Source organism: Actinoplanes lutulentus (assembly GCF_003259845.1).
Lineage (GTDB): Bacteria > Actinomycetota > Actinomycetes > Mycobacteriales > Micromonosporaceae > Actinoplanes > Actinoplanes lutulentus.
In genome coordinates this window covers 16683-33442 of record NZ_QLMJ01000031.1, presented here as the reverse complement: position 1 = coordinate 33442, position 16760 = coordinate 16683, and the positions used below count along the sequence as shown (strand labels likewise).

At 68.1% G+C, this 16760-nt stretch carries 17 protein-coding genes; 8 read left to right on the top strand and 9 right to left on the bottom strand.

The window, feature by feature from the left end:
• Nucleotides 1–3: 3 nt before the first annotated feature.
• Nucleotides 4–780, bottom strand: a complete 777-nt coding sequence (locus B0I29_RS43465; protein ID WP_181558278.1) for a winged helix-turn-helix domain-containing protein — start codon at nucleotides 778–780, stop codon at nucleotides 4–6.
• Between the two features lie 146 nt (nucleotides 781–926).
• Here B0I29_RS43465 and B0I29_RS43460 point away from each other — a divergent pair, with 146 nt between their 5' ends.
• Both B0I29_RS43460 and B0I29_RS43455 read left to right on the top strand, forming a co-directional pair.
• Nucleotides 927–1724, top strand: a complete 798-nt coding sequence (locus B0I29_RS43460) for an SAM-dependent methyltransferase (RefSeq protein ID WP_111655043.1) — start codon at nucleotides 927–929, stop codon at nucleotides 1722–1724.
• 57 nt (nucleotides 1725–1781) lie between these two features.
• Nucleotides 1782–2663, top strand: coding sequence for a pyridoxamine 5'-phosphate oxidase family protein (locus B0I29_RS43455; protein WP_111655042.1), 882 nt, complete (start codon nucleotides 1782–1784; stop codon nucleotides 2661–2663).
• Here the strand turns inward: B0I29_RS43455 and B0I29_RS43450 are convergent.
• Nucleotides 2603–3712 carry a transporter substrate-binding domain-containing protein gene (locus B0I29_RS43450; RefSeq protein ID WP_111655041.1) on the bottom strand — a complete coding sequence of 370 codons (1110 nt, stop codon included), beginning with the start codon at nucleotides 3710–3712 and terminating at the stop codon, nucleotides 2603–2605. The two genes, B0I29_RS43455 and B0I29_RS43450, sit on opposite strands and share 61 nt — an antisense overlap.
• Before the next feature lie 171 nt (nucleotides 3713–3883).
• Between B0I29_RS43450 and B0I29_RS43445 the strand changes: the two genes are divergently transcribed.
• Both B0I29_RS43445 and B0I29_RS43440 read left to right on the top strand, forming a co-directional pair.
• The gene (locus B0I29_RS43445; RefSeq protein ID WP_111655076.1) at nucleotides 3884–4483 is read left to right on the top strand and encodes a hypothetical protein; all 600 of its coding nucleotides are present in this window, start codon (nucleotides 3884–3886) and stop codon (nucleotides 4481–4483) included.
• Nucleotides 4480–5991 carry a glycosyltransferase family 2 protein gene (locus B0I29_RS43440; protein ID WP_111655040.1) on the top strand — a complete coding sequence of 504 codons (1512 nt, stop codon included), beginning with the start codon at nucleotides 4480–4482 and terminating at the stop codon, nucleotides 5989–5991. Before B0I29_RS43445 ends, B0I29_RS43440 begins: the two co-directional genes overlap by 4 nt.
• A 34-nt stretch (nucleotides 5992–6025) precedes the next feature.
• Here the strand turns inward: B0I29_RS43440 and B0I29_RS43435 are convergent, their stop codons facing one another.
• Nucleotides 6026–6607: a TetR/AcrR family transcriptional regulator gene (locus tag B0I29_RS43435; RefSeq protein ID WP_111655039.1), complete on the bottom strand. Its 582-nt coding sequence runs from the start codon at nucleotides 6605–6607 to the stop codon at nucleotides 6026–6028.
• Between the two features lie 44 nt (nucleotides 6608–6651).
• Between B0I29_RS43435 and B0I29_RS43430 the strand changes: the two genes are divergently transcribed.
• Nucleotides 6652–7080 carry a universal stress protein gene (locus B0I29_RS43430; RefSeq protein WP_245973197.1) on the top strand — a complete coding sequence of 143 codons (429 nt, stop codon included), beginning with the start codon at nucleotides 6652–6654 and terminating at the stop codon, nucleotides 7078–7080.
• 86 nt (nucleotides 7081–7166) lie between these two features.
• Complete coding sequence (gene rhaI / locus B0I29_RS43425) at nucleotides 7167–8324, top strand: L-rhamnose isomerase (protein WP_111655037.1); 1158 nt, start codon at nucleotides 7167–7169, stop codon at nucleotides 8322–8324.
• 41 nt (nucleotides 8325–8365) lie between these two features.
• On the opposite strand, the gene B0I29_RS43420 is transcribed toward rhaI, so the two are convergent.
• Nucleotides 8366–9730, bottom strand: a complete 1365-nt coding sequence (locus B0I29_RS43420) for a flavin monoamine oxidase family protein (protein WP_111655036.1) — start codon at nucleotides 9728–9730, stop codon at nucleotides 8366–8368.
• Nucleotides 9731–9936: 206 nt separating this feature from the next.
• On the opposite strand from B0I29_RS43420, the gene B0I29_RS43415 reads away from it, so the two are divergent.
• On the top strand, nucleotides 9937–10548 hold the full coding sequence (locus B0I29_RS43415) for a TetR/AcrR family transcriptional regulator (RefSeq protein WP_111655035.1): 612 nt from the start codon (nucleotides 9937–9939) through the stop codon (nucleotides 10546–10548).
• A gap of 161 nt (nucleotides 10549–10709) precedes the next feature.
• Here B0I29_RS43415 and B0I29_RS43410 read toward each other — a convergent pair whose 3' ends face one another.
• Complete coding sequence (locus tag B0I29_RS43410) at nucleotides 10710–12689, bottom strand: cellulase family glycosylhydrolase (protein ID WP_111655034.1); 1980 nt, start codon at nucleotides 12687–12689, stop codon at nucleotides 10710–10712.
• A 134-nt stretch (nucleotides 12690–12823) separates the two neighbouring features.
• Nucleotides 12824–13654: an NAD-dependent epimerase/dehydratase family protein gene (locus tag B0I29_RS43405; RefSeq protein WP_111655033.1), complete on the bottom strand. Its 831-nt coding sequence runs from the start codon at nucleotides 13652–13654 to the stop codon at nucleotides 12824–12826.
• 84 nt (nucleotides 13655–13738) lie between these two features.
• On the opposite strand from B0I29_RS43405, the gene B0I29_RS43400 reads away from it, so the two are divergent.
• Nucleotides 13739–14638 (top strand): LysR family transcriptional regulator, encoded by a 900-nt coding sequence (locus B0I29_RS43400; RefSeq protein WP_111655032.1) that lies wholly within the window; start codon nucleotides 13739–13741, stop codon nucleotides 14636–14638.
• Between the two features lie 9 nt (nucleotides 14639–14647).
• On the opposite strand, the gene B0I29_RS43395 is transcribed toward B0I29_RS43400, so the two are convergent.
• From B0I29_RS43395 to B0I29_RS43385, 3 genes are all read right to left on the bottom strand, one after another.
• Entirely contained in the window at nucleotides 14648–15139 is a 492-nt protein-coding gene (locus B0I29_RS43395) for a nucleoside deaminase (RefSeq protein WP_111655031.1), read from the bottom strand.
• Between the two features lie 55 nt (nucleotides 15140–15194).
• Complete coding sequence (locus B0I29_RS43390; RefSeq protein ID WP_111655030.1) at nucleotides 15195–15929, bottom strand: CPBP family intramembrane glutamic endopeptidase; 735 nt, start codon at nucleotides 15927–15929, stop codon at nucleotides 15195–15197.
• Nucleotides 15930–16043: 114 nt separating this feature from the next.
• A complete protein-coding gene (locus B0I29_RS43385) occupies nucleotides 16044–16703 on the bottom strand; it encodes a pentapeptide repeat-containing protein (RefSeq protein WP_146617096.1) in 660 nt (219 codons plus the stop codon).
• Between the last annotated feature and the right edge of the window lie 57 nt (nucleotides 16704–16760).

Sequence of the window (16760 nt, the reverse complement as noted above, 5' to 3'; positions counted from 1 at the left end):
GCGTCAGGAACCGTTGCCGGCGGCGGCCTCGCCCGGCGGCCGATACAGCGCGATCGCCAGTTCGGCCGCCGGCGCGTCAGCAGTGGCCCGGGCGGCGAACTCGCGCGTCAGGGCTTCGAGCCGGGTAGCGAACTCGTAGAACGTCGCGTCATCCATCGGGATCCGCCGGATCTCAGCGAGGCGCGGGCCGTAATCGGGGCGCGGTGAATCCTCGGGCGAGACGCGCTGAGCCGGAGCCGTCGCCGAAGAAGCCTGGGCCGGGGAGTGCGGCGACCGGGACGGCGGTGTTTCGGCGACCAGCACGGACGCGGACGCTGAAAGCGCGCCTTCAGAGCGAGCGGGACCCGCCGAACCGGACGCACCTTCTGCCCCGGCCGGTGCGCTGTGAGCCTGCACCACACCCTGAGCGACCGGCACACCAAGATCGCCGGCGACATCCGCCGAGCCCGACGCGCCCTCCGCGGCGATCGGGGTTCCACTTGCGTCCACTGTCCAGACCGGAACCGGGAAACGGCCCGTTCCGGTCCAGGTCAGGCCCGGCAGTGGCACCGGAACCCGCAGCGGCGGCGCCGCGGCAGCAGCAGTGCTCACATAGCGCGCGATCGACACCCCGCGCTCCACCCGGGAACCGCCGACCCGGACGAGGCCGACCTGTTCGAGCATCTTCAGGTGGTAGCTGACGACCCCGCCCGGCAGCTCGAGCCGCCCGGACAATCCCGCCACGGTGGCAGGCCCGGCGTGCAGCAGCCTAAGGATCCGATCACGTACATCGTCAGTCATGGCACACATTGTCGACCTTGATCACTCAAGACACGAGCCGACGGTCCGTTCCGTCCCAAAGATCAACGTGTCCTCATCACGGGGTAGCGGGAAGTCTGCCTGGTATGTCAGGTTGAGGCCCCGCTGTTCGTTTCCGAGGAGTCCCCATGCCGCCCGGCGATCTTGAGACCGACCGTCCGCACTCGGCCCGCATCTACGACTACCTGCTCGGCGGCAAGGACAACTTCGAGGCCGACCGGCGAGCGGCCGAAGCGGCGCTGAAGCACACGCCGTTGCTGCCGATCTCGATGAGGGCGAACCGGCGATTCATGGCCAAGGCGGTCACCTACCTGGCAGAGCGAGGGATCCGGCAGTTCCTCGACCTCGGCACCGGCCTGCCCACCTCCCCCAACCTGCACGAGGTGGTGCAGTCGGTGGCGCCGGAGGCGACGATCGTCTACGTGGACAACGATCCGCTGGTGCTGACCCACGCGCGCGCTCTGCTGACGCCGGCCGGCACCGGGACCATCTCCTACCTGGACGCCGATCTCCGCGAACCGGAGACCATCCTCGGCGACGACGCGGTGGCGAAGGGCTTCGACCTGACGAAGCCGGTCGCCGTCACCCTGATCGCAGTGCTGCAGCACGTGATCGACGACGACCAGGTCCGCGCGATCATCGGGAAACTGATGGCGCCGATGCCGTCCGGCAGCGCGCTGGTGCTGTCCGTGGTGACCACCGAGAACGACAAGGCCGGCGAGGGCACCGTCAAGACGTACAACCAGAACGGCGTGCCGGTCGTGGCCCGTACCCATGCCGCGGTGCAGGCGCTGTTCTCCGGTTTCGACCTGGTCGAGCCGGGCGTGGTCGCGGTGCACCGCTGGCATCCCACCGAGGCCGACCAGGGCGTCGCCGACGCCGCCGTCTTCATGTACGGCGGCGTCGCTGTCAAGAACGGAGAATAAATCGGCAGCGCTCGGCGTTCACTGGTTCCCGACCGGTGACGACCGAGGAGCGCAACGATGAGTACGACCTCCCAGCGCGCTGACGCCGGCTTCCACGCCGGTGAGATCGCCCTGCAGCGGCAGGCCGGCGTCCGGCACGAGGCTGCCCGGCTCGCGCCCATGCTGGAACCCGCCGAACTGTCCGCCGGTGTGGCCCGGTTCCTCGCCGGGCAGACCTTCATGGCCGTGACCGGCCGCGACGCGACCGGCCGGCTGTGGACGTCCGCGCTGACCGGGCCGCCGGGATTCCTCGACGTGCGTTCCGGCACCGAACTCGCCGTGCACACCCGGATCCGGCCGGGTGATCCGCTGCACGGCATCAGCGCCGGTCAGAAGGTCGGCACGACGGCTGTCGACTTCGCCCGGCGGCGCCGCGTACGCATCAACGGCGAGCTGACGGCCGCCGCCGGAGGCCTGCTGCTGATCGACGTCGAGCAGGCGTTCGGCAACTGCCCGCAGCACATCCACCAGCAACAGGTCACCCCGGACGCGGGCGGTGACGTACGCCGCGGCACCGCCCTGGAGGCCGCGGACATCGCGGTGGTCCGGGCCGCGGACACGTTCCTGCTCGGGACGATGCACCCGGAGCGCGGCGCGGACGCGTCCCATCGCGGCGGGCCGGCCGGATTCGTCGGTGTCGAGGACGGCGACCTGTGGTGGCCGGACTTCCCGGGTAACAACCTGTTCAACAGCCTCGGCAATCTCGCGGTCAGCGACGAGGCGGCGCTGTTGTTCCCCGGTTTCGGCACGGGCAGCACACTCCAACTGTCGGGCACTGCCCGCGTCGAGTTCGGCGATGCGGGCCGTGTCGTCCGCTTCCACCCCGAGCAGACGGTGACTCAGTCCTTGTACCAGGGCGCCGCGGGCTCGCACGGATCCGCCGACGGGGGACGGACGTAATCCTTCTCCTGCAGCCCGATCTCGTTCAGGTTCTCCTTGAAGGAGTTCGACCAGCTGTACTCCAGGAATTCATTGATCAACCGGCTGAGCTCGGCGCAGAGTCTCGGCATGTTGTTCGGGATGCCGACGCCGTATCTCTCGGACCCGTAGTTCAGCCGGCGCGGCGGCTCGAGGCCGAGGTCCGTCGCGTACCCGGCGATCAGCGAACGGTCGTCGGAGACCGCGTCGACCCTGCCTGACCGGAATTCGCTGACGCACGCCGCGAGGGAGAGCTGAAGAACCGGTTTCCAGCCGATCTGGGCCAGCTTCTCGGCGCTGCGTGACCCGGTTACGGCACAGACCCGGCCGCGCGGGATCTCGGTGATGCTTCCGGCGGCGTCCCGGCTGAGGAACGCCTGCGTGTCGACGAAGTACGGCCCCGCGAAGTCGATCTCTTCCCGGCGCGGCTGCGAGATCGAGAAGTTGGCGATGACCAGCTTGACCGGTTCCTGCTCGGCTTTGTTGTCGGGCAGGTACCACCCGCCCTGCAACGCGGCGATCCGGTTGTCGAGTGTGCCGAGGTCCACCCAGTCGAAGCGTGATTCCGGGAAGCTCCCCTCCAGGTGCCGGGCCAGGTCGACGTCGAAGCCGGCCGGGCCACCGCCGTCCGGGTCCTCGGCGTGCCAGCCCTTGTATTCGTACGCCACGTAGCCGATCCGCACTTCGCCGGACATGTAGTCGAAGGGGTCGCCCTCGCGGCGGATCCACCAGGTGACGGCGGTGGCGATGAGCAGGATCGTGGTGAAACCGGCGACCAGACGCCATTTACGGCTCGGCCCCTTCGGCACCTGCCTCTTGAAGACGTCCCTCTGGATGAGGACGGGCACGACGGCACCGACGATGGACACGGGTATCGCCAGAACCGCTGCCGCGTCCGCGCCCCACCGGCGGTTGAGCAGCAGGAAGAGCGCGAGGCCAAGGGTGGCGATGGAGCCCGGGATGATCCAGTACAGCTCGTTGCGCAGGCTGCCGCCGGGCTCAGTCGTCGCCGGCGATTCACTCTCGGTCACAGCGAACGATACAACTCCATGAATGTTTCAGGACACCCCGTAAACCGGGGAGCGGCCGAATCCTCAAGTGGCTGGGGCCATCGCCGACATTGATCACGACCCCCCGAAGTTCCCGCCCGACTCCGACGCGAAGGAACCCCAGTGCACCTCCCCCGAAGTATGGCAATGGGCATGACCGCCGCCATGCTCCTAGCCGGCCTCAGTGGCTGCGGCACTCTTCAGGAGATCACCAGCAGCAGCAAACCGCTGCTCGGCGGAACCACTGCCGACGAGCCGAGCCCGTCGGCGTCGGCCTCGCCGACGGTGAAGGTCACCGCCAGCAAGGCGACCCGCGCCAGCGGGCCGCTCGACACCGGCACGGCGACGCACACCGTCAAGCAGGGCGATTTCACGGTCCAGCTGACGTATTGGACCTCGGACAACGCGAAGCTCTACACCGCGAGTTCGGTCAAGACGATCAACGTGGCCGCGCACATCGAGGACACCGACAGCAAACATCGCATGTACCTGAGCACGTTCCTGGTGACGCAGGACGACGGAACCCTGCGCGCCCAGGTCGTGAAGGACAGCGGCAAGTTCGAGGTCACCCCGCCGTACCCCTATAACACGGTGGTCACGGTGCCGGCGGCGACGGACGGGGCAACGGCGCTCACGCTGACGGTCCAGCTCGACCTTCTCGTCGAGACCGCGCCGAAGTCGAACAGCTACTACCGCTCCACCGCGCTCGACACCCTGACTCTGCCGCTGATCAAGGATGGTGCCACCGGATGACCGAGAACAGTCCCGGCCTGCGGAGGGCCACGGATCGTCAGATCCTGCTCCCCCGCAGCTCCAAAGCCGGTCCGCTGGCTCTGCCGCCCGCTCTGCCGCAGCTCAACGCGCTGGAGAGTGTCGAGACGCTGTCCGGCGAGATCGCCTCGGCGGCGGCCAGCTCCCGCAACGCCACGATCAGCTGCATCATCCCCTGTTACAACGAGCAGGACTCGATCGCCGACGTCCTAAACAGCATCCTCGGACAGACCCGCCTGCCGGATGTCATCCACGTCATCATCAACAACACCGACGACGACACCCCGGAGATCGCCCGCCGGTTCGAGGGGCCGCATACGCGTACGGTCAAGGGTCAGGAATTTGAGACGACGGTCTATGTCCATGACATGGGCGTCAACCCGGACAAGAAGGTCGGCGCCCTCAACTACGGCTACTTCCTGTCCCGTGGCTACGACTTCATCCTCGGTGTGGACGGCGACACCACCCTCGAACGCGATGTCGTCGAGCGCCTCGAACTGGAGATGACCGACGACCCGCGCATCGGCGGGCTCAGCGCGATCTACAGCATCGACAAGAGTAAGTACAAGGGCCTCATGGCGCGGTTCCTGATCGCCGGCCAGCGGGCGCAGTTCGCGGCGTTCAACATGGACAACCTGCTGCGCGGCCGCAACATGGCGGTGCTGGGCGGTCAGTGCAGCCTCTTCCGGCTGCGCGCGCTGGAACAGGTGATGGTCAGCCACCACCAGCAGGCGCCGTGGGTCCGCGACAGCGAGGTCGAGGACAGCAAGCTGTCCCTGCAGATCAAGGACGCCGGGTACAGCACGAAGATCAGCTCCAGCGCCCGTGCCTACGTCGGCCCGATGACGAACCTGCGCGCCCTGCACGGTCAGCAGGTCAAGTGGAACTTCGGCGCCATCGACCTGTTCTGGCCCGGCCAGCGCGGTGACAACAAGGGCCAGCCGACGCACCCGAACCTGCGGCTGCGGTGGTACGAGAACATCGCGATGATCTTCAACCTCGCCAGCCGGCTGGGCTTCCTGCTGCTGCTGGTGGCGGCGCTCTCGATCGACGCCTTCGTCTTCAACCCGATCTGGCTGATCCCGCCGGTCATCGCGATGCTGCTGAATCTGCGTCTCGCCCTGGCGATGAAGGACAAGAGCGCGTCCGACCTGCTCTACGCCTTCTTCGCGCTGCCGGCCGAGCTCTACATGTGGATCCGGATGGGCCACTTCCTCTCGGCGTGGACCCAGTTCTTCGCCCAGACCGAAAACGACAACTGGGCCGCTCAGGCGAACGCCGAGAAGGGCAAGGGTTCGGCGTACATCATGCCGGCGGTCGTCCTGATCGCCGTGATGGGCGGCGCGATCTACGCCTGGACCCAGCAGAGCGTCGGCATCCAGTCCGCGATCCTCTCGCTCGGCTGGCCGATTCTGTACATCGCCACCATCGCGCAGTCCGTCTTCATGCTGAAGAAGCTGTTCCGCCGCCACCGCGGCTTCACGGTCTGATTTTTGGACTGACGTTCGCTGGGCCCGGCCTTCCTCAGGCCGGGCCCAGCACCGTTTCCAGGATCAGCACGCAGTCCGCGTCGCCGGCCGGCGCGCCCCGCACCTGCTCCCACATGACCAACCCGGAGAACGCCAGGTGGGCCGCGACCGCCGCTCGCGCGGCGTCGCCGATCTCGCCCCTGGCGACGGCACGCTCAGCGGCCCGTTCAAAAGGCCCGAGCGTACGCACGGAAGCACGCGTGACAAGGTCCTGCAGCTCGGCCGCACTGGATCGGATGGCATCGCTGAGCAGCCTGCCCTCGGGGCGGGCAGCGCTGTCCCGCAGCCGCCGCATCAGCACGAGCAGGTCACCACGGAACGACCCGGTCGCCGGGTCGGTGCCGAGCTCCGCGAGTATCGGCTCGGCGACCGCCCCGAGCAGCTCGGCCTTCGTCGGCCAGCGGCGATAGATCGTGGTCCGGTTGACGCCGGCAGCCTTCGCCACCCCGTCGATCGTGATGCCGGCGAACCCGAGCCGGGTGATCTCGGCCAGCACCGCGGCCCGTACCCGATCCACCACCTGAGCACTGCGGCCACCGTGCCGTACCCCGCTGGTTCGTCGCGTGAGCTCCGCCATCACCTCATGCTATGGCATCACTGTGTTGCCGTATGATCGCCGCCGTGAGCCCCGTGAGCGCAATCCTGGTCGGCGTCGACGGTTCGCCGTCGTCACAGCGTGCTGCCGCGTACGCGGTCGGGGTGGCGCTGCGGCAGCGCAGCAAGCTGGTCGCCGTCTTCGTGCGGTCGCTGCCGTCGCCGCTGCTGCCACTCGCGGACAGCGGCGGCAACGCGGCGATCATCGACGCCCAGGGGGAGATCGAGCAGGAGCTGCGGGCGACCCTGGCCCAGCTCCGGCCGGAGCTGGGCATCGAGGTGGAGCTACTGGTCCGCACCGGCGAGCCGTTCGCCGAACTCATCGCGGTAGCCAAGGAGCTGCAGGCGGACGCCGTCATCGTCGGCCGCTCGACCAAGATGCTGCACCGGATCGCCGGCTCACTCGCGGTCAAGCTGGTGCGCTACGGCCACTGGCCGGTCACCGTGGTCCCGTAACCGAACGACCCGCGCTTGACCGGGCGAACGAGCGGCGCTAGCTTTCTGTATGAAACGTTTCATGCAGGCCGATCGAGGAGACCACCATGCCCGACGTGCGCGCCGCGCTGCGAGCCCAGCGGATTGAGACCCCTTCCTGGGCTTATGCGAACTCCGGCACCCGTTTCAAGGTGTTCTCGCAAGCCGGTGTGCCCCGTGACCCGTACGAAAAGATTGCCGACGCCGCCACGGTGCATCGTTTCACTGGCGTGGCCCCGACCGTCTCGCTGCACTACCCGTGGGACGCGGTTGACGACTTCGGCAAGCTGGCCGCGTACGCACAGGATCTGGGTGTCACGCTCGGCGTGGTGAACTCGAACGTCTTCCAGGACGACGACTACAAGCTCGGCAGCGTCACCAATCCCGACCCCCGGGTGCGCCGGAAGGCCACCGACCACCTCCTGGCCTGCGTCGACGTCATGGACGCGACCGGCTCGCAGGACCTGAAGCTGTGGTTCTCCGACGGCACCAACTACCCGGGCCAGGACGACATCCGCTCCCGCCAGGACCGGCTCGCCGCGGCGCTGCGTGAGGTGTACGACCGGCTCGGCGACGACCAGCGGATCCTGCTCGAATACAAGCTGTTCGAGCCGGCTTTCTACACCACCGACGTGCCGGACTGGGGCACCGCGTACGCGCACACGCTCGAACTCGGCCCGAAAGCGCAGGTGGTGATCGATACCGGCCACCACGCGCCGGGCACGAACATCGAGTTCATCGTGGCGTTCCTGCTGCGCCAGGCGAAGCTCGGCGCGTTCGACTTCAACTCGCGGTTCTACGCCGACGACGACCTGATGGCCGGCGCCGCCGACCCATTCCAGCTGTTCCGCATCATGTACGAGATCGTCCGCGGCGGCGCGCTCGACCCGGCGTCCGGCATCACGTTCATGCTCGACCAGTGCCACAACATCGAGGCGAAGATCCCGGCGATCATCCGCTCGGTGACGAACATCCAGGAGGCGACGGCGAAAGCGCTGATCGTCGACGGGGACGCCCTCGCCGCCGCACAGGCCCAGGGTGACGTCCTGGCCGCGAACGCCGTGTTCATGGACGCATTCAGCTCCGACGTCCGGCCGCTGCTCGCCGAGATCCGCGCCGAGCAGGGCCTCGACCCGGACCCGCACGCGGCCTACAAGCGCAGTGGGTACGCCGAGAAGATCGTCGCCGAGCGCATCGGCGGCGTCCAGGCCGGCTGGGGCGCCTGACCGTGATCGGCTGGGGTGCACAGCACCCCAGCCGGCGGATTTCAGGAACTCAGCAAGCGCTCGGACATCGACGAACCCATCCGGATCGCCCCGTCCACGTGCTGGAATCCCAGCCCGGCGATGTCACTGCTGGCGAACGAGACCGGGCCGACGTCCTGCCGCAGGTGCTTCCCGTACCGCGTCAGCGACCCGATGTCGAAGCTCGTCGCGTAAGCGCCGGCCGTCCACTCGTCCGCCATCCACGGGCTCTCGTAATACGCCACCGGCGACAGCGCCTCAGTGCCGTAATACCCGGCCAGCGAGGCGAGCACCTTGTCCCGGCGCGCACTCGCGCTCAACCCGAGCAGAGCGTCCGCCTTCTCGTCGGAAACGAAGCCGACCAGGGTCCCCCGGGTCTCGCTCGGCAGGTCCTCGTTGCTGTTGTCGTAGGCCTCATGGACGACCGCGTACGGGCTGAATGCCGTACCCGAAAGGCCTTGAGCGCGCCAGAACGGCGTCGCGTACGTGATGTGCAGTTTGATGACCAGTCCGAAGGACTGGTGCTGGCGCATCTGAGCGTGCACCGGCGGGAGTGCGGGGCTGAACTGCACCCGGTTGACCAGGGTCGGCGGCACCGCCATCACGACGTGCCGCGCCTGCCAGGACTCGCCGCCGGCGTGCACTGTCGCACCGTCGTCGGACCAGTCGATCCGGCTGACCGGCGTCGACAGGCGCACCAGATCCGGGATGCGCTCGAACAACCGCAACGGCACCTGCTGCAACCCACCGACGACGCGGCGGTCCAGGATGAAGTCGGCGTCGACCAGGTGGCTGAAACCACCGGCACTCGCCGCCATCAGCACGGCCGACAGCGCGGAGAACGCGTGCGTGGGCTTCGTCAGCATCGCCGGGCCGATGTAGAGCCCGATGTTGTCGCGGGCCTCCTCGTCCTCGGTCTGCTCGGCGAGCCACGCCGCGAACGACATCCGGTCCAGCCGCTCGGCGTCCGGGTGCTCCCACGGCGACAGCGGATCCATCTCCGCGGCCAGCCGGTCGAGCTCCTTGGTGAGCCGCTCCATCTCGGCCGACGTCGCGTCACTGACCGGGAACGCCTCGCCGAGGAACGTGCGCCGCACCCCGTCGCGCCCGATGTAGATCGACTCGCCCTCACGGTGCCGGGCGTAGGTGTCCAGCCCGAGTTCGTCGAGCATCCCGAGCAACGCGGTCTGGTCCGGGGAGACCCACTGGCCGCCGACCTCGAGGCGTACGCCGTCGACGGTCTCGGTCCAGAGCCGGCCGCCGACCCGGTCGCGGGCCTCCAGGACGACGACTTTCCGGCCGGCTTCGTGCAGCCGTACCGCGGCGGTCAGGCCGGTGACGCCTGCGCCGACCACAACCACATCAACGTTGTCATCACTGTTGTTCATGCTGTTCATGCCAACCCCGCATAAGTGTCCGGGCGCCGGGTGCGCAGGAACGGGACGAGGGTAAGCCAGTCTTTGCGCCGGTCCAAGTCGGGGTCGGCTTTTGCCGTCACGCCGCTGGGCTTCATCCTCATGACTCCGACCTTAAACGAACGCCATTCGTTTTAGTATGGTGTCCTATCCCGTGGATCGGCAAGAGGAGACTCTCGATGGGCAGACCAGCCACCCCGAAGCTCTCCGTGGAAAAGATCGCCGCCGCAGCCCTGGCCTTGGTGGACAAAAAGGGCGAGTTCACGATCGGCGAGGTAGCCGCCGCCCTGGCCGTCCGCCCGTCCTCGATCTACAACCACCTGGCCGGCAAAACCGAGATCATCGAAGCGATGCGAGCGCTGATCTTCACCGAGGACCCGGCGCTGCTCGCGTCGGGTTTCTGGATGGACACGCTGCGTGCGCTGCTGCGGCAGTACCGGGACGCCTTCGGCCGCCATCCCCGGCTGATCCCGATGCTGACTGCCCACACGGTCTCGTCACCGGACGTGGTCCACATGTACGACGACATAGCCACGGTGTTGAGCGAGGCCGGAGTCCCGACGGCACAGCTGCTCGATGTGATCACGGTGCTGGACAGTTTTGTGATCGGGTCAGCGCTGGACATCGCCGCCCCGGATCAGGTGTGGGACCCGGCAAACGCCAGAACCCCGGTCCTGGTGAAAGCGATAGAGGCGGCAGGCGAGGGCCGGCCTCGGGCCGACAGGGCCTTCGAGCTGGGGCTGGACCTGATCCTGGGCTCGTTGAAGTCCTTCGCCCCACCGATCACCTGACCAGCACCACCCAACCGGAGGCGAAGGGCGGTGAGCGCACGCACAAGCGTGCTGCGTGTGTTCACCGCCCGGCGCAAATGTTCTACCTGCGCTCACCCCCCGTGCGCGGCCTTACCCGTGCAGCCGTCGCCCCCGGCCGCCCCCATGGGAGCCGCTCAGCGTTATGACAAAGTGCAGCTCACCGTCGCTGGTGTTGCTGCCGTGCCCGTGCCGACCAGGCCGAACGCCGCGGACGCCCCGCCCGCCAGCGCGCCGTTGTGGTCGGCGTTGCGGACCGTCACCGCCGGCGTGCCCTGCACGCCGTTCCACAGCGAGGCCACCGTGGTTCCGCTCGGATACGTCCAGTTCACCACCCAGCTTGTCCCGGCGGCGGTGCCCGTGTTGCGTACCGTCACCTCGGCCTGGAATCCACCGGACCAGGAGCTGGTCGTCCGGTACGTGGCGGTGCAGCCGCCATCGCCCCCGCCTCCTCCGCTGGCCGCCGTGGTGACGCTGCGCGCCGTGGACGCCGCGGAGACGTTGCCGGCCGCGTCCCGGGCTCGCACGGTGAACGAGTACGCCGTGTTCGCCGTCAGCCCGGTCGCGTTGTAGGTCGTGCCGGAGACCGTCGCGACGACTGAACCGCCGCGCAGCACGTCGTACGAGGTCACGCCCACGTTGTCGGTGGACGCGGCCCAGGTCAGCGTGACCCCGGTTGAGGTGATCGACGACGACGCCGGCTGCCCGGGGACGCTGGGCGCGACGGTGTCCGCCGAACCGTAGGCGGCACTCAGGCTGATCCCGGTCGTGCTGCCCGCACCGCCGAGCGCCACCTCGTGGTCGAGGCTGACAAACTTGCCGCTCTGCTGCCAGAGGGCCGGCTTGAGCAGCGCGTACTTCTGCTCGTCCCACGTCTTCCAGTCGTCGAGCAGCAGGCCGCCGGTGTCGCCGGAGTTCGGGTTGAGCACCCAGAACGTCTGGTGCAGCCGGTGCTCGACGATCAGGTCGCGCAGCGCGGTCATCCAGCGGTCCTGCCGCTCGTCCTGGCCGAGCCGCCCGCCCCACTCGCCGATCAGCAGCGGCGCCGTGTCGTTCTCGTGGATGTAGAGCCAGTTCGGCCGCCACACGTCGTTGGTCAGCGAGGTCTTGTCGAACGGCTTGTCGAACCAGGGCTGGTTGAACACGAGCGGCCCGTAGTCATGCGGCGAGTAGACGAGCTGGTCCTGGTTGGCGCCCAGGTTGATCGGGTAGTCGCGGACGCCGCGCAGGTTGCCACCCCACCAGTTGTAGTAGTAGTTCGGCGACAGGTCGGGGTCGGTGTTCGGTGAGCTCCAGGTCTCGCCCTCACGGGGGTAGACCTCCTGCCCCTCGACCAGCACGAGAACCTCGGGGTTGATGGCGAGGATCCGCTTCGCCGCGGTCTCGGCCGTGTACTTCCAGTTGTCGACGTCGGTGGAGTTGTCCCACTTGGCGCGCGGCGTGGTGCCGGGAGTCCCGTGCGGCTCGTTCTTCAGGTCCATCGCGACGATCGTGTCGTTGGCCTTGTATCGGGCCGTGACCCACTCCCACGCCTGGTAGTACAGCTCCGGCGTGATCGTGCCCTTGTACCAGACCGGGTGGATGTGCCCGGAGTTGTCGGCCTCGGCGCTGTGCACGTCCAGCAGGACCTTGATCCCGTACTGCTCGCAGAGCGCGAGCCAGTAGTCGAAGATCTGGAGACTGTTCTTGCCGGTCAGTTCCGGGTTCGCGTACGTGTTGACGTTGACCGTGCCGAACGTGCCGGCTTTCCACTCCAGCAGCAGCTGAGTGGAGATCGGCACCCGCACGATGTTGATGCCGCGCTGAGCCATCGACCGGGTGATCTCGGTGATGTTCGCCGACCAGAGCCCGTGGAAGACACGCTCCGACGCGTTGAAGCCGAACCAGTTCACCCCGGTCAGCCACACCGGGTTCCCCGCCGCGTCGACGATCTGATTCCCGTCAACATGCAGCCAGTCACTGCCCGGCGCAGCCGCCGCCTCAAAAGCCGTCGCCTGCAAAGCCGCCGAAGCCGCCGCCGGAGCAGCCGGAGCAGCCGCCGGAAAAGCTTGACCACCGGTCAACGCCAGAGCCACGGCGGCAACCGCCGCGGCCAGGCGTTTCCTTCCTCTGCGCTGGAACACAAGGACTCCTCCGGGAGCGGGGATCGGGGATTCGGGAGCGCTCCCATCGATATCCTGCAATCTCCACGACACACAACTCAACCTTTTCGAAACAACTGCCCGACCCGCAGGATCAAACTGCCCGACCCGCAGGATCAGTAGCCGCCCGCGGCGATCTCCTCCACCAGCGACGCCCGCGACGGCGCCCAGCCCAGCACCCGGCGTGCCTTCTCCCCCGTGGCCTGCTGCGACACCAGCAGCGCCGCCCCAAAATCGCCCAGCCGCGCCACCGTCGCGGCCGGGTCCTCCGCCACCACTCGCCCGCCGAGGCCCAGCCGCGAGCTGGCCGCCTCGCCCAGCTCCCGCACCGTCGGGTTCACACCGCTCACCCCGATGAACGTCGACCCGGCCGGCGCCTTCTCCAGCGCCAGCACATAAAGCTCAGCCAGATCATCAACGTGCACCGTCGCCCAGTGCTGCGTCCCGTCGCCGATCAGCGTCAGTCCTTCATCGGTCCGCGAAGCACCCACGACAAGACGAGCAATCCCCCCGCCGTGGCCGTAAACGATCCCCGGCTCGATCAGCACCGACCGAATCCCCGGCGCGGCCAGGGCACGCTGGTCGACCTTCTCCCGCCAGGCGACCAGCGCCGGCGCGTCCAGCGGCGTCTCCTCGGTGATCGCATCACCGGCGCCGTGCACCCACACGCCACCGGTCCGGATGAACACTTCCGGTCCGGCGTCGAGCACCGCGTCCGCGAAGGACGCCTCCACCTCAGCACCCGGAGCCGCCACGTTGATCACCGCTTGATGGGTGGCGGCCAGCGAGCGCACCAACCCGGAATCCCCCATGTCCCCGACAACCTCCCCCTCAGGAGAGGAAGAGGAAGACCTCACCAAAGCGGTCACCGCATGCCCCTTGGCAAGCAGCGCGGCACGGACAGCAGAACCGATGTAACCGGTCGACCCGGTCAGCAGAATCTTCACGCTCAACAGCCTGAAGCCCGAGACTCATCGTGTCCAACGAATGCTGTTCATACCTGTCATCGCAGTTGGCTATAGTTCCTGCTCATGGAGCAGCGACAGCTGGAATTCTTCGTCGCGGTCGCCGAGGAGCTCAGCTTCACCCGGGCGGCGCAGCGCACCCACGCCGTCCAGTCCACGGTCTCCGCGAGCATCCGTGCGCTCGAACGCGACCTCGGCGCCGCACTGTTCGACCGCAGCTCCACCCGGGTCGCGCTCACCGAGGCCGGCCGCGCGCTGCTGCCGGAGGCGAAAAACGCCCTCGACCAGCTGGAAACGGCACGCGCGGCAGTCGGTGGCGTCAGCCTGGGACTGCGCGGCAACCTCCGCGTCGGCACCCTCTCCGGCCTGACGGCCGTCGATCTGCCGGGCCTGGCCGGAGACTTTCGCAAGCGCCATTCCGGGGTACGCCTGACCATGACCGTGGCAGCCGAAGGAAGCTCCGGCCTCCTGGACAAACTCCGCGACCACCGTCTCGACGTGGCCTTCGTCGGCGTGGACACCCTCGGCATCGACGGCATCGACCTGACACCGCTGGCGACGTTCCATCCACGACTACTCGTGTCCGAATTCCATCATCTCGCGGGGTCAACGAGCGTCGATCCCGCGTCGCTGCAGGACGAGGAGTTCGTCGACCTGCCGGCCGGTTACTGCAACCGGGTCCGCTCCGACAACGACTTCCGCCGGGCCGGCCTCACCCGGACGATCGTCGTCGAGGTCACCGACCTGACGACCGTGCCGCGTTTCGTCGAAGCCGGCCTCGGCATCGCCCTCGTCCCACCGCTGCGCGCCGAGGCAACCGCCCGCGTCGTCCCGGTCGACCTGGACCCGCCCGCCACACCGTGGACCCTCGCCCTGGCCCGCCCGGCGACGATCCCGCCGAGCCGCGCCCTGCGCGAATTCCTCGACCTGGTCCCGGCCCACACGTCGACAACCAGCGAATACTGAAAAAGAAGCCTAATCCCAGAACCCGTGATGCACCGCGGCCGCACTCGGCAGCGGCGCCGGCCCGTCCACCACGATCGGCCGCCCACCCCGCCCGAAAACCTCGCGCGACGGCAGCCTCAGCGGCGGCACACCGTCCTCCTCGTCGACCATCGCGGCCAGATCAGCTTCGGACAGCGCGAACACCACCCGCCCGATCCCCGACCAGTAGATCGCTCCCGCACACATCGCACATGGCTCGGTGCTCGTGTAGAGCACGCTGCTGGCGCGAACATCAGCGGAAAGCCCACCGGCGAGACGCACCAGGTTCGTCTCGGCATGCCCCGTCGGATCAGAACCGGTCACGACACTGTTCAGCGCCTCCAGCACCGCACCATCCGCGGTCACCAGCAGCGATCCAAACGGGTGATTGCCCCCGTTACGCGCGTCCCACGCGAGCGCGATCGCCCGCTCCAGAAACGCCTCGTCCGCTGCCGTGATCTCACCCGATGTCACCAGAGTCATAAGATCATCACACCATCAAAAACCTTGCGAGGGTACGCGTAAACGACCCCCGAACTCAGCTGAATTGCACCGTGGCAAGCGCCGCCCCGACGAGCAGCCCCATCCCGTTGGTGGCCCAGTGCAGAGCCGCCGCCGCGAGCAGACTCCCACTGCGCCGCCGCAGCTCACACAACAGAAGCCCGGCCAGCGCGGTGAACCCGACCGCCCCGGCCACGGCCAGGATCTGCCCGCCCATCCCGCTGCCCACCGCCGCGCCGACGGCCTGGTTCGCCTCGGCCAGCCGCAGCGACGGCAGGATGTGCCAGAGCCCGAACAGCACCGATGACACGACACTGGCCCACACGGCGCCGCGATGCCGGTTGACCAGCCCGTGCAGCACTCCGCGGAAAGCGACCTCTTCCAGCAGCACGGTTCCGAAAGGAATCACCAGGAACGCGGTCTGCAGGACGGCACTCAGCTGAAGGTCGTACCGCCCGTCCTGGAACGCCGGCCGGGTCGCCGGCACCGCCGCGGCGATCCCGTAGACGACGGCCACCGCCAGGATCGCGCCCACCGCGTACTTGGAGCCGCGCGTCAGGGTCCGCCGGGAAAGGCCCAGGTCGTGCCAGGTCAGGCCGGCACGGCGGCCGAGCAGCAGCAGCCCGAGCGCGACCAGTGGACCGGCGACGAGGCCGGTGCCCGCCGGGCCGTACTTGTTTGCCACGTTGACCGCGACGAGCACCACGACGACAGCGCCCAGGAGCAACCCCAGGCGCCGGCGAGAGATTCTTTGGGTACGGTCGACAGGCACAGCCGTGAGACGCTACTCGGACGAACTGGATCTCATCCGGCGAACCGCAATAATTGTGATTCGAGCCGCTTCGTTGAACTTTCCGGGCACCCGACGCGACCGACGGCCCCGACCTCAGCGGACGACGATGCCGAGCGTCGCGGCCAGGGCCGGAGCCGCCTCGGCGAGCTGGTGCTCAGCGATGACCGCGCCTTTCAGCGAGTCCCAGCCCAGCGCCACGTCCAGCTCCCGGGCACCCCGGAGATCCAGCTTCTTCACTGTCGCCTTGTGAAACCGCGCCCGCCGGATCGCCGACCCCGGAAACGTCACCCCGATCAGCGTGGCATCGCTGAAGTCCACCTCGGTCAGGTCGCAGTCCCGGAACTCGACGTCCTGCAGCCGCGCCCCGCGCAGATTCAAGCTGTCGATCTTGCAGTCCCGGATCACCACCCGCCGCCACTGCGACCCGTACGCCTGAACCCCGGCGAGCACGCTGTCCAGCAGGAACACGTTCAACAGCGACGTCTCGGCCCAGCTGCCGCCGATCCAGCGGCAGCGCGAGATCCAGACGTCGTCAAGGCGTACCCGATCGAAGTTGCCCCCGGCGAGGGTGACCGAGCTCATCGCGCTCTCGGAGAGCCGGACCCCGCCGGCCTGCGCCGCGTCGAGCTCGACGCCGTCGAGGTGGACTTCGCTGTAGTCCTCACCCATCTCCAGCTCGCCGGTGAACGGTTGCAGGTACTTCGCGTACGCCAGCGAGGCGAGTTCCACAAGATCCCCTGTTGCGTAGATCACCCGCTGTCACATCAGGCGGGCGTAACCAGTCCAGTCCACGAAACCGTACGCCAGAGA

Excerpts from the sequence above, each read along its gene's own strand:
- B0I29_RS43465 (WP_181558278.1), bottom strand. The coding sequence starts at position 780 with ATGACTGACGATGTACGTGATCGGATCCTTAGGCTGCTGCACGCCGGG.
- B0I29_RS43460 (WP_111655043.1), top strand. The coding sequence starts at position 927 with ATGCCGCCCGGCGATCTTGAGACCGACCGTCCGCACTCGGCCCGCATC.
- B0I29_RS43455 (WP_111655042.1), top strand. The coding sequence starts at position 1,782 with ATGAGTACGACCTCCCAGCGCGCTGACGCCGGCTTCCACGCCGGTGAG.
- B0I29_RS43445 (WP_111655076.1), top strand. The coding sequence starts at position 3,884 with ATGACCGCCGCCATGCTCCTAGCCGGCCTCAGTGGCTGCGGCACTCTT.
- B0I29_RS43440 (WP_111655040.1), top strand. The coding sequence starts at position 4,480 with ATGACCGAGAACAGTCCCGGCCTGCGGAGGGCCACGGATCGTCAGATC.
- B0I29_RS43435 (WP_111655039.1), bottom strand. The coding sequence starts at position 6,607 with ATGGCGGAGCTCACGCGACGAACCAGCGGGGTACGGCACGGTGGCCGC.
- rhaI (WP_111655037.1), top strand. The coding sequence starts at position 7,167 with ATGCCCGACGTGCGCGCCGCGCTGCGAGCCCAGCGGATTGAGACCCCT.
- B0I29_RS43420 (WP_111655036.1), bottom strand. The coding sequence starts at position 9,730 with ATGAACAACAGTGATGACAACGTTGATGTGGTTGTGGTCGGCGCAGGC.
- B0I29_RS43415 (WP_111655035.1), top strand. The coding sequence starts at position 9,937 with ATGGGCAGACCAGCCACCCCGAAGCTCTCCGTGGAAAAGATCGCCGCC.
- B0I29_RS43400 (WP_111655032.1), top strand. The coding sequence starts at position 13,739 with ATGGAGCAGCGACAGCTGGAATTCTTCGTCGCGGTCGCCGAGGAGCTC.
- B0I29_RS43395 (WP_111655031.1), bottom strand. The coding sequence starts at position 15,139 with ATGACTCTGGTGACATCGGGTGAGATCACGGCAGCGGACGAGGCGTTT.